The organism is Paracholeplasma manati (assembly GCF_025742995.1).
In the GTDB taxonomy this organism is placed as follows: domain Bacteria; phylum Bacillota_I; class Bacilli_A; order Acholeplasmatales; family UBA5453; genus Paracholeplasma; species Paracholeplasma manati.
Genome location: NZ_JAOVQM010000013.1, coordinates 1 through 12702 on the forward strand (window position 1 = coordinate 1; position 12702 = coordinate 12702).

The following is a 12702-nucleotide window of genomic DNA, read 5'->3' on the forward strand; positions in this document are numbered from 1 at the left end:
ATTAGCTTTTCAGTAATAAGACACATTAAGAACCGTAGGGACTACGGGGATAGCCTATTGAGTCAATCGCGGGTACGCTTTTATGGATAGGAAGCCCCCACTTCTAGTTAAGTGGTGGGTAGTTCACCGAATGCGAATGGGATTTCAGACATATTGACCAATAACGAATGGGGTTTTTTGCTCATCGGTGTTGGGTTGGCTTTGGTAGCGATTTTGGCATTAACGACCGAAAAGGGATTGTACTTTTTAGCGTATTTCATGCGTCGGAAACAATATCGACGAAATTTAGAGCTGACAGAGGATGATTTAGCTTTGGCTAAATTCACGGCATTGATGATTATATTTGTTGGCAGTATCGTATTGTTGGTTAGCCTTTACTATCTCTTATTTCAATGATTTCTTTCTAGAAACAGAAAAACCACCTTGAAACGGTGGTTTATTACCAAATTATAGTGATATAATGGAGTAAAGAAGACGTTACATGCACAATTGAATGTAGAGGAGAATACCGATGATCGAAATTGGCGAAGCAAAGTGGATCAAAGATCAGATGTCTGAGTTGTTAAAAGGACTCAAAATTATTCGTGTATCGATGTTGAATCGACCACACAAGTTTTGTTTTTTAAATCATCCTGCCCATGATTTTGAAATGGTTTTACCGAACAAAACCATTCAAAGTGTGAAACAAAGTGGCAATATGATTCGACTATTATTGGATTATGGACGAGAACTGGTCTTTTTTGAAGACTTGATTTTTGAATACAAAGTAAATGAACGTGTTACCGATAAAAATCAAATGGTCCTATATTTTGATAATGAAATGGCCCTTGAAATAAAAGTGAAGTTGTATGGCTTTATCCAAGTCGGTAAATCCGATGAATTGATGGAAAAAGACATTTATTATAAACGTGCACTTTCAGTCATTGACCCTCTAGATGAGGCATTCACGTTGGACTACTTCATACAAGAAACACATCTCAACGAACCGAAGCATACCGTAAAAATGGCCCTCGCAACCGAACAAAAAATTCCTGGTTTGGGTAATGGGACTTTACAAGACATTCTATTTAACGCGAAAGTCAGACCCGATCGTAAAGTAGAAACGCTGCAGGATTTTGAAAAAAACGCTTTGTATGAATCTACGAAGCAAGTCATCAGCCAAATATACCAACAAAAAGGTAGAAACAACAACCATGATTTGCTGGGAAAAATGGGTCAATACGACGTCATTATGAGCAAAGACCGTGGTTTTTGCCCGATTTGCCAATGTAATCTAAATGAAAAGAACTATTTGGGTGGCAAAGTGATATTTTGTCCACACTGTCAAAAATAAAACCTCTTAGCGAGGTTTTTTCTTTAGGTTTAGAATAACGCTTATTAACGGTAACACAAAACCAACACTGAATAACCAGGAGAATAAGGTGCCTCTACCCAGCATAATACCAATATCTTGTATCGCATCCATATCGGATACAAGTGCTTCAGTGAATCCCGCAAAAGAAAGGATTAGCGCTGAAATCAAGATCGATGGCAAAGATTTTTGAAGCGCAGTTTGGAAAGCTTCTTGATGTGAATGGTTTTTCCGTTCTTCTTGGAACCTTGATGTCAATAAGACAGCGTAATCGATGGTCGCGCCTAATTGAATCGATAGAATGATGAGGTATCCGACATATAGAATCTCCGTTGATGTCCACACATTGATGGCGATATTGAACCAAATAGAAGATTCGATGATTAAGACCAATAAAATCGGTATCACAATCGATTTAAAGGCCAAACCAATCACCAACGCAACCAACCCAATCGATAACCATAGCACCAAGGCAGTATCACTCAAAATGAGGTTTTTGATATCACTGGTCGCTGGAATCACACCCACATAGTAGGCTTCTTCAAAAAAACTGTTTGTCTTTGAAACAACAAAATCATTGAATTCAAAAAATGCCGGACTTTCTTTAGATAGGTCAGTATATAAGATGATTCGACTGTATCCATCTCTGATAAATTGGCTCCTCACCTCGATCGGGATAAAGTCACGTGGGACGGTTGGGTCAACGACAGTAACCAATGCAGATATGGATAGTACATGCTCATTGTCAAGTAATTCTGTAACCAATCCGAGTTCTCTTTGAACATCATCACCATGAATGAGCAGTACCAAAGGGTTAAACGGTCCAAAATCTGTTTCAATAAACGCTTGATCACTCGCGATGGTTGAAGTCGCGTGTCCAGTGTTTTGATATAAGTAATTGGCTTCCTTTTGAACCATGAAACTGCCAAACCCAATCAAGATGAATAATCCAATCAAATAGAATCGTGCTTTGTAGATACCTTGACTGAATCGTTTGAATGAGGGCATCCAAACCTTATGGGTTGTTTTTTCGATCCATGCGTGACATAAAACCAGTAAAATAGGTAATACGATGATGGTAGAAAGGTACGATAATAAAATACCTTTAGCCAATACCAAACCCATATCTAATCCAATACCATAAGACATAAAACAAAGGGCGATGAAACCAAATATGGTGGTTAAACTGGATACGGTGATGGAAACGAAACTCTTTTTAACCGCCATTTTCACCCGTTCCGTGGTTGGTAAGTCTGAATACTCATGATAACGATGTAATAAAAACAACGTATAATCTAATGACATGGCCAGTTGTAAGGCCGTGGACATCGTCATCGTAATGAATGAGACACTACCTAAAATGAGATTCGTCCCTAAGTTTAAAACAATCGCGATGCCCAGTGTAATCAATATCAATAAGGCTTCCATATACGATTTGGATGCGAAAACCATGATAATGATACATAGCGGAACAATGATCGCCATAATTAGAAATAGTTGTTCAGAAGCGACACGGTGTGATTCAAGGTTATTCAACACTTCACCGCGCATATAGAGGTGTTCAGTGGATAACGCACGAATGGATGAAATCACCTCATCCAATCGTGTGTCATAACCATCCAAGTCAAATTCAATCATCAATTTGGATTTGCCATCACGATAGAAAGGTGCTTTTACATCGGCGGGAACAAAGTCAATGGGCACCGTCGCTAAATCCACATAATCGTCTAACCAAACCACACCATATACATGTTCGATGGTTTGAATATCTTGTTTCAAATCCATGACTTCGTTTACGGTCCAACCATCCACAACCAATTCGATTGAAGTGTGGTTTCCAAAGGTGTTTTTGAGAATTTCAATGCCTTGTTTGGTATTGGAATCTTGTGGTAAATAGGTTGCCATATCATAATTGGTCTTTACCTGAAATGCTAATATTCCAGATGTAAAGGTTAAAAGAATAACAACCATCATCGTCCAAAAACGACCTTTTTTAGATATAAAATAGCTCATAAGTACCCCTTTCTTGAAAAAATCAAATAATCATTTTAAATCTGTATTTTAATTTTAACCTGCATGTGATATAAATAAGATATGAAATTACGTTTAAAATATCATTTCAAAACCCATTTGGAGAGACCATGAAAAATACAGAGATCAAAAAGAAAATCATCAGTGAAACCAAAGCATTGATTTCACAAAAAAGAAATGTGACCATCAAAGATATTGCGGATCGTTGTTATATGAATATAGCGTCGGTCAATTATTACTTTGGTTCGAAAGAATTATTGATTGAACAAGTCATCGATGAAGTCATTTCGGATTTAAAGCTCGAAATTATTCACTTGCTTGAAATCAATAACGACAAATCCAAAAGTGAACTATTAGAAGCGATGATTACATTCACTTACAACTTTTCACTCGAGAATATTGGTTTGATTTCTTATCTCTTTTTGAATCAAGACTCAAGTGAACGGGCAGGCAATTTATTGATTGAGACCTTCTTTTCCAATAACCCATTCACGCAAATGATTTATGAAAAATTGAATGTGGAAGTGAAAACGGTTGAACCCATGGTTATCTATGCGAAATACATGATTCTCTTTTCCAGTTTCGCCATGCCACTGTTCATTTCTATCGCATCTACCAATACCCCGTTAGCTTCTCAAATCGAAACATTTAAAAATGAAACATTTAGACAATATTTTGTCAAAGAATTACTCAGCTTGATTGAGGCGTAAACTATGGAAAATTTACAAAAGAATTTAGAAAAACTCACAACTCAAGAAAAGCTGAATTTGATGTCTGGTGATGGTTTATGGCACATTAAACACTACGATAAATTGGGCTTAAAGCGTTTCATGATGACCGATGGTCCTCATGGATTGCGTAAACAAGCATCCAATGATGCGATGGGCATTGCTGCATCACATCCAGCTACCTGCTTTCCTACAGCCTCTCTTTTAGCCTGTTCGTTTGATCCCAATCTCATGTATGAAATGGGTCAAGCTTTAGCAAAAGAAGCCATTCATCAAGATGTTTCAATGATCCTAGGACCAGGCATCAACATGAAACGAAGCCCATTGTGTGGTCGAAACTTTGAATATTTTAGTGAAGACCCGTATTTGGCAGGGACACTTTCTAAAAGTTATATTGAAGGGGTTCAAAGTTTGAATGTAGGTACGTGTTTAAAACATTATTTCGCAAATAACCAAGAAAAACACCGAATGACTGTGGACGCGATCATTGATAAAAGAGCGATGTATGAAACTTATCTAAAAGCTTTTGGTATCGCCATTGAAGGCAAACCATGGGCAATTATGACGAGTTATAACAAGGTGAATGGTACGTATGTGGCTGAGTCTAAATGGTATATGTCAGCCATTGCTCGTAATCGCTATGGATTTAAAGGTGCATTCATCACCGATTGGGGTGCGATGAATGACCGTGTCGCTTCATTAAAAGCAGGGTTAAGTCTTGAAATGCCAGGATCGAAAAACAACATTTTAAGTAAAGCCTATAAAAAAGGCTTAATCACCGATCAAGAGGTGGATTTCGCTGTAAAACCATTGTTATGGATGCTAGAAAAAGGATCTCAAAAGAAGGAAAAACAACCCATCAATCATCACCATGAACTCGCGAGAAAAATCGCTGCAGAATCGATGGTATTGCTAAAAAACGAGGGTATTTTACCACTAAATACCAATCAAAGGGTGGCTTTGATTGGACGATTCGCTAAAGAACCCAGAATCCAAGGCAGTGGGTCCTCAAAGGTAAATCCTCAATGTGTGGATAGTTTATTGGATGTTTTTACTGCTTCGGGCATTTCATTTGAATATGCCGACGGCTATACCTTAGAACCAAAAGAAAATCCAAACCATATTCAGGAAGCATTGAAGGTGTGTGAAAATAAAGATGTGATTGTTCTATCGATTGGGTTAACAGAATTATTTGAATCCGAAGGATACGACCGAACACACTTAAATATTCCCCTTCAACAGCTAAAATTGATTGAGGCTATTACTGAAAAACACGACAATGTTGTGGTTGTTTTACAAGGTGGGTCTGTCACACTCATCCCATATAAGGATAAAGTTCAGGCCATCTTAAATGCATATCTACCGGGTGAAGCTGGTGCATTAGCGATTCATGATATTTTATATGGTAAAGTAAACCCAAGTGGTAAACTGGCTGAAACTTATCCAATCCATTTAGATGATACGTCCTCTTATCCATTCTTTCCAGGAGGGACAAAGTCGGTATATTATGCAGAATCTATATACATTGGTTATCGATATTTTGATAAAAAGGGCCTCATGGTTACTTATCCATTTGGATTTGGGTTAAGTTATAGCACCTTCAAAATTGAAAATGTTAGATTTTCGAACAAACATGTCAAAGTGAATCACACGTTGAAAGTCACCATGGATGTATCCAACACATCCACGGTAGACGGTAAAGAAATCGTCCAAATTTACATTTCTGATTTAGGCACTGAGATTCACAAACCATCTCAAGAGTTAAAAGCATATCAAAAAGTATTCGTGAAAGCTCAAAGCAAAGTAGAGGTAACCCTTGAACTGAAGTATAGTGATTTTGAGTATTATGATACCGATATCGATGAATTTAGGGTCAAGCAGGGTCACTATGAAATCAAAATTGGCGATTCCTCGAGAACGTTCTATCACATCGAAAAAATCCAAGTGGAAGGCGATCATATAGATTCAACTGAACCAACGGTATATCACACTTTTGACCGTTATATCAGTGTGCATGACTTTGAAGCATTATATGGGGTACTCCCTCCTAAAGAAGATACTGAAAAACACAAGTATCACCTCAATTCGACGATTGGTGAAATTAAAGATACGCGTATTGGTGGCTTTATCTACAAGATTGGCATCAAGGAAATTCAAAAAACACCTGCAGATGCGGCAACCAAACGCATGATGAAAGAACAATTTGAAGAATTGCCACTCAGAGCTATTCCATTATTCTCAGGCGATAAATTCACGCATCGACGCGTTTTAGGACTTATCGATATCATGAACAAACACCCTTTTAGAGGGGTGGTTAAATTATTATGATGATTTTAGGCATACCTGTGCATGAAATGCTACATGAACACCCTAATGATTTGTTCTTTTTGATGCATGGCCATTTTGGCAATAAATCATTTTCACAATTCAATGGGTTAGCTGAACAATTGTATGAGATGGGTTATGATGTGGTTTCCATCGACGCTTACAAGCATGGGGAACGACTACAAGCGCCTTATTTATTAAATGATCCTGTAGAAACCACATTAGCCATGGTGGATGTCATCGAACACACGGTAACGGATATTGTGAGGTTATATCAAAAGCATTATCATCATAAAAATCGATCTGTATCCATTTTAGGGATATCCATGGGTGGACATATTGCGTTTTTGTTGAACCGATACCTTCAGTTGGACTTTTGTATCCCTATCATTGGGTCACCCAACTTAAAGTTACATTACGTGATTAAGAAAAAGCCTATTTTAGGTAATAGAATGAATGGAATTGAGTCTAAACTCAATGAACTGACACTTCAGGCGTCGGATTTTCATCCGCGCTATGCACTGGTGCTGAATGGTGAACAAGATGATGTGGTTTCATTTGAACCTGCAAAAACATTTATGGCTGGTTTAAACCATGATCAATACAGTTATAGAGGTTATCCGTGTGGACACGAATTAACCTCTAAGATGATTCAAGATATCATTACATACGTGAGGTCAAAACAATGAAAGTACTGGTTGTCAGATTATCTGGACTCCATTGTGGGTCTTGTTTAAACACCATCGAACGTCTTAGTAAAGATGCAGGTGCACTCAAAGTAGATATCAATATGCATACCATGATTGGGAAGTTCTATTATGATGAAATGGATGAAAACGTCGTGATTGAAACCATAGAAAATCATGGTTATCACGCAGAAAAACTCACCACCTACGATGAAGGAGAAGCTTAATGTATTGTCCAAACTGTGGCCATGAATGTAACAATGTTCATGACAGACGCTATTTTGAATGGTTCTTTCTATCATTATTCTTTCCATATATAGGGTTCATTGCCTATTTCCTTTTCAAAGAGTATAACAAAAGAGCAGCGAAACAAGCACTCAATGGGGTGATAGCGTTCGTTGGTTTTGTTATTGTCGGATTTTTGATACTTATTTTATATTCAGTATTCATGGGTTTGAGCCATGCCTGAACGTTGTATTCACTGTGGATATGTCCACACCAAAGAGGATACTTATTGTCCTGGATGTGGCCTTTTAGCGGATCCAATCGAGGATAAATCCATCGCTGACCATATAATATGGTTTGTTTTAGGTGCGATATTAAACCTATTTACAGTGCTAATATATGCATTATATTTTAAAAAAGAACCTAAAAAAGCCTTGGCTATGCTGTTAGGCATGTTTTCAATATTTACTTTGTACGGTTTAGTCGAGATTTTTAATTTGATATTCAAATAAATTTTACTCAGAATGATTGACAAATGAGCCTATTTGGATTACAATAGCATATGACTACAATAAAGGAGGATATCATTCTATGGCATTCGAACGCGTTAAAAAAATGATATTAAATGAGTTAAAAGTTGAAGAGTCAAAAATCACATTAGAAGCTCGCTTACAAGAAGATCTTGGTGCGGATTCATTAGACGCAGTTGAATTAATTATGAACATTGAAGATGAATTTGATATTTCAATTTCAGACGAAGCTGCTCAAAATTTAAAGACTGTTGGCGATTTAGTCAAATATATCGAGTCGCAAGGTAAATAAGGACATTGTTCCTTATTTTTTTCTTTTCAAATGGTTTTTAAAGGCGTATAATGTCTTTATGTAGGAGGGTTTACGTATGAAATTACTGATTTTTATTTTAAATAAAACAGAAAAACTAGACCGTCTGTTGAAAGAACTTGCAAATGCACATTTAACAGGCGCGACCGTATTTAATTCGTCTGGTATGGCTTCGCAATTATCCAGAACCAACGACGAGTCTTTAAGCAATATCTTCGGCTCATTAAGACAACTATTGAAAGACAATCAAAAAGAAAATAAAACCATCATGATGGTAGTTAAGGAAGAACGTATCCCTGATATTGAAGCGATTATCAACCAAGTCGTTGGTAACATCAATGAACCAAATACAGGCATCTTGTTCACAGTTCCAATTGACTTTATTAGAGGTTACAAGCAATAGTATGGTTCTCTTTTATTTATCCGTTATTTTATTAACGGGACTTTTGTTTGGTAAGCTTGCGAAAAAGTTTAAATTACCAAACGTTACCGGCTATTTATTGGGTGGTCTTTTGATTGGTCCCATCCTTGGATTGTTAGGGGTTCATGTCATTCCTGAATCCGAATTTGAAGAATTGCATGTCATCAGTCAGATTGCGCTAGGATTTATTGCTTTCTCAATTGGGACTGAATTTCAATTATCTTATTTTAAACGCGTAGGCAAATTACCAATTGTAATTGCGACACTTGAGTCATTCTTTGCCATCGTAGTAGTATTTGTTACATTAATTGCTTTTGGCAATGACGTTCGTTTCTCGTTGGTATTGTCTGCGATTGCAGCAGCGACTGCACCTGCAGCCACCATCATGGTTATTAAACAATACAAAGCCAAAGGTGAAGTTACTGAAAACTTGTTAAGTGTGGTTGCGATTGATGATGCGACTGCGATTGTATTCTTTGGATTATTTGTTGCTGTAGCGAAAGCCATTGGCAATGCCTCTGGCGATATCAACTTGGCTTGGATGATTTCTAAACCATTTGTTGAAATTGTCATGAGTTTGGGTATTGGTGGATTGGCCGGAGTACTGATTTCATTTGGATTCAAGTGGTTCACAGGTCGTGGGAATCGTATTTCATTATTACTGGCATTCATCTTTTTAGTGGCTGCAATGCCTGAATTGATAGAACAAGTGTTGCCAGACTTTGAGGTTTCTACCTTACTCGCTTGTATGATGATGGGTGCGGTATTTACCAACTTAACCAAAGAAGATGTTTTAGATACAGTAATGTATTTAGTCGATAGAGTCACCCCACCTATATTCATCATGTTCTTCGTCATCTCTGGTGCCGAATTACAATTTGATGTGTTATTAACCGTGGGTGGTATTGGTGTTATTTACATTGTTGGTCGTGTGATTGGTAAACTTTTCGGTGCCTTCTTAGGTGCAGAAATTGCCCATGGATCACACAATGTGAAGAAGTATTTAGGTTGGGGCTTGGTACCTCAAGCTGGGGTCGCAATAGGGTTAACCATCGTGGCTGCCAACATTGTACCTGAATATGCAGCTAAGATTTCCGCCATCATTTTATCCGCGACATTCGTTTATGAATTGGTTGGACCACTCATTACGAAGACTGCACTGACCAAAGCTGGCGAAATTACACCTGAAATGGCTCAACAAAAAATGTCACATTAATCAAAAATGCACGATGCGTCGTGCTTTTTTTGACAATTTGTTTTAATTGACCACGAATTGTTTTATAATGGAAAATATGAAAGAGTGATGTTATGGAATATAATTTTAATGCCATTGAAAAAAAGTGGCAAACCTATTGGTTTAATCATAAAACCTTTAGAACAGAAAATGATCAAATCAAACCGACTTATTATGTGATGAACATGTTTCCTTACCCATCCGCACATGGGCTACATGTTGGACACATTGAGTCATACACAGCGACCGATATCATGAGTCGTTTTAAACGCATGCAAGGCTATAATGTCTTACATCCGATGGGATGGGACGCTTTTGGTCTACCTGCAGAACAATACGCATTACAAACTGGTAATGATCCAAAAGACTTTACCTATAAGAATATTCAAAACTTCAAACGTCAAATCATTGAAGCTGGGATTGGTATCGATTGGGACAGAGAATTCGCAACCGCTGATAGTGATTACTATAAGTGGACCCAATGGATTTTTATCCAACTCTTTAAGCATGGTTTAGCTGAAAGAAGAGACGTTGAAGTCAACTGGTGTGAAGGATTAGGTACCGTCCTGGCCAACGATGAAATCGAAATTAGAGATGGCGTCATGGTCTCAGAACGTGGACACTACCCTGTGACCAAGAAAGCCATGAAACAATGGGTGCTAAAGATTACCAAATACGCTGACCGCTTATTAGAGGATTTAAATCTTCTGGATTGGCCAGAACACATCAAAGAGATGCAACGCAATTGGATCGGCAAATCAACCGGTGCGAAAATCACCTTCAAAGTAGCCCATAGCGATCTTTCATTTGATGTATTTACCACCCGTCCTGATACCCTTTATGGTGCAACCTATTGTGTATTGGCACCTGAAAACCCGATGGTATTAGACATCATTACCCAAGATGAATTATCCACTGTCAAAGCTTATATTGAACAAACTAAACAAAAAACCGACCTCGATCGTGGTGATTTGAATAAAGATAAAACCGGTGTATTCACTGGGGCTTACGCCATTAATCCAATCAACAACCAAAAAGTACCGATTTGGATTGCGGATTATGTCCTCGCTTCTTATGGTACAGGCGCAGTCATGGCTGTCCCTGCACACGACGAACGCGATTATGCTTTCGCCTTAAGACATGGTCTTGACATTGTTAAAGTCATTGAATCCGAAGAAGAAGGCTGCTATACAGGGGATGGTATTCACATCGAATCCGGTATCATCAATGGTTTAAACAAAGATGAAGCCAAAGAAACCATCATCGCTTATCTAGAATCTCAAGGTCTTGGTAAAAAAGAAATCACCTATCGCTTACGAGACTGGGTATTCTCGCGTCAACGTTATTGGGGCGAACCATTCCCGGTGTTGTTTGATGAAGAAGGCAACACCATCGCTTTAGATGAATCAGAACTTCCACTTGAACTCCCTAAGATGCTCAACATCAAACCTTCAGGTACTGGGGAATCACCACTAGCAAATCTTTATGAATGGATCAACATCAAAAAGGATGGCAAGTTCTATAAACGTGAAACCAACACCATGCCTCAATTGGCAGGTTCAAGCTGGTATTATATCGGTTATGTATTAAAGACATTGGTTGGATTCATTCCACTCAATACCGAAGAAGCGCGAAAAGAACTCGATAAGTGGTTACCAGTCGATATTTATATCGGTGGTGCAGAACACGCCGTAGGACACTTATTGTATTCTCGTTTCTGGCATAAGTTCCTCTTCGATTTGGGCTTAGTATCAACCAAAGAACCATTCATGAAGCTATTGAATCAAGGGATGATCTTAGGGTCTGATAACCAAAAGATGAGTAAATCGAGAGGCAATGTCGTAAACCCAGATGAAGTCATCGAAAACTACGGTGCAGATACATTACGCCTTTATGAAATGTTTATGGGGCCACTAGAAGCCGATAAACCATGGAACACGGAAGCGATTGACGGGTCTAAACGATTCTTAGAACGCGTATGGCGTATGTACTATTTACCGATTGAAGACGCAGCAACTGAACTGGATTTTGTCTACCATCAAACGGTAAAAAAAGTCACTGAAGACTATGAAAAACAAGCCTTTAATACAGCGATTTCTCAAATGATGATTTTCGTCAACGAAGTTTACAAACAAAAGCGTTTGTCAAAAGAACAAGCGATTGGGTTCTTGAAACTCTTAAATCCGATTGCCCCACACATCACAGAGGAACTGTTCCAAACGGTATTCAATAAAAAAGACACACTGACTTATCAAGAATGGCCAAGTTTTGATGAATCTAAACTGGTTTTAAATGAGATTGAAGTGGTCATTCAAGTCAATGGTAAACTCAGAGACCGCGTATTTGTATCTCCAGATGAAGCAGGTGACATCGTTAAACAGAAAGCCTTATTGGCTGAAAACGTGGTTCGCTTTACTGAAGGCAAACAAATCGTAAAAGTCATCTATGTCCCAGGTAAACTGGTCAATGTGGTTATAAAAGAATAAATGAAGGTGTACAGTTTAGGCTGTACACTTTTTTCGTATTACATACGACTAAGGTAGAACCCTTTATTCATCAAAATCACGTGTTATAATGAGAAAAATATGAAAAAAGATTTATGGCTTAATCTTCAAGACTGGTTACAAGTCTGAAACAAGCCCTGCATTCTCTAACATCAACTTCGCACCATACAAGAGCTGATAATAATAGAATGACGTTGTGTGTACTTAACCTTTGTTTTATTCTTCTAACATTTTAACAACACAATCAAGAAGTCCACACCCTCTTTAGGTAGCGGGATGAATTGATTTTTTCTTTTGATTTATGTATACAAATGCCCATAAATAATGTTATAATATAGTTGAAAAATCTCTATACAT

13 protein-coding genes are annotated in these 12702 nt (G+C 37.9%); 12 read left to right on the forward strand and 1 reads right to left on the reverse strand.

Translation table 11 applies throughout. From position 1 onward, the window contains the following. Positions 1–114 precede the first annotated feature (114 nt). Together N7548_RS08535 and N7548_RS08540 are read left to right on the forward strand one after the other, a co-directional pair. A complete protein-coding gene (locus N7548_RS08535) occupies positions 115–396 on the forward strand; it encodes a hypothetical protein (protein WP_263609055.1) in 282 nt (93 codons plus the stop codon). A gap of 115 nt (positions 397–511) precedes the next feature. Continuing rightward, positions 512–1333: a hypothetical protein gene (locus tag N7548_RS08540; protein WP_263609056.1), complete on the forward strand. Its 822-nt coding sequence runs from the start codon at positions 512–514 to the stop codon at positions 1331–1333. 6 nt (positions 1334–1339) lie between these two features. Here N7548_RS08540 and N7548_RS08545 read toward each other — a convergent pair whose 3' ends face one another. Further along, a complete protein-coding gene (locus tag N7548_RS08545) occupies positions 1340–3364 on the reverse strand; it encodes an efflux RND transporter permease subunit (protein WP_263609057.1) in 2025 nt (674 codons plus the stop codon). A 128-nt stretch (positions 3365–3492) separates the two neighbouring features. On the opposite strand from N7548_RS08545, the gene N7548_RS08550 reads away from it, so the two are divergent. The 10 genes from N7548_RS08550 (at position 3493) to leuS (ending at position 12327) form a co-directional block, all read left to right on the forward strand. Continuing rightward, complete coding sequence (locus N7548_RS08550) at positions 3493–4092, forward strand: TetR/AcrR family transcriptional regulator (protein WP_263609058.1); 600 nt, start codon at positions 3493–3495, stop codon at positions 4090–4092. A 3-nt stretch (positions 4093–4095) separates the two neighbouring features. Then, a complete protein-coding gene (locus tag N7548_RS08555; RefSeq protein ID WP_263609059.1) occupies positions 4096–6438 on the forward strand; it encodes a beta-glucosidase in 2343 nt (780 codons plus the stop codon). Further along, complete coding sequence (locus N7548_RS08560; RefSeq protein ID WP_263609060.1) at positions 6435–7124, forward strand: alpha/beta hydrolase; 690 nt, start codon at positions 6435–6437, stop codon at positions 7122–7124. Before N7548_RS08555 ends, N7548_RS08560 begins: the two co-directional genes overlap by 4 nt. Further along, positions 7121–7348 (forward strand): heavy-metal-associated domain-containing protein, encoded by a 228-nt coding sequence (locus N7548_RS08565; protein WP_263609061.1) that lies wholly within the window; start codon positions 7121–7123, stop codon positions 7346–7348. The genes N7548_RS08560 and N7548_RS08565 overlap by 4 nt, the downstream gene beginning before the upstream one ends. Next, on the forward strand, positions 7348–7590 hold the full coding sequence (locus N7548_RS08570; RefSeq protein ID WP_263609062.1) for a hypothetical protein: 243 nt from the start codon (positions 7348–7350) through the stop codon (positions 7588–7590). The genes N7548_RS08565 and N7548_RS08570 overlap by 1 nt, the downstream gene beginning before the upstream one ends. Further along, positions 7583–7858 carry a hypothetical protein gene (locus N7548_RS08575; protein WP_263609063.1) on the forward strand — a complete coding sequence of 92 codons (276 nt, stop codon included), beginning with the start codon at positions 7583–7585 and terminating at the stop codon, positions 7856–7858. The genes N7548_RS08570 and N7548_RS08575 overlap by 8 nt, the downstream gene beginning before the upstream one ends. Positions 7859–7937: 79 nt before the next feature. Then, entirely contained in the window at positions 7938–8168 is a 231-nt protein-coding gene (gene acpP / locus N7548_RS08580; RefSeq protein ID WP_263609064.1) for an acyl carrier protein, read from the forward strand. Positions 8169–8244: 76 nt separating this feature from the next. Continuing rightward, positions 8245–8589 carry a P-II family nitrogen regulator gene (locus N7548_RS08585; protein ID WP_263609065.1) on the forward strand — a complete coding sequence of 115 codons (345 nt, stop codon included), beginning with the start codon at positions 8245–8247 and terminating at the stop codon, positions 8587–8589. Between the two features lies 1 nt (position 8590). Continuing rightward, positions 8591–9823 carry a cation:proton antiporter gene (locus N7548_RS08590; protein ID WP_263609066.1) on the forward strand — a complete coding sequence of 411 codons (1233 nt, stop codon included), beginning with the start codon at positions 8591–8593 and terminating at the stop codon, positions 9821–9823. Between the two features lie 92 nt (positions 9824–9915). Beyond that, positions 9916–12327, forward strand: coding sequence for a leucine--tRNA ligase (gene leuS / locus N7548_RS08595; RefSeq protein WP_263609067.1), 2412 nt, complete (start codon positions 9916–9918; stop codon positions 12325–12327). Positions 12328–12702 lie beyond the last annotated feature (375 nt).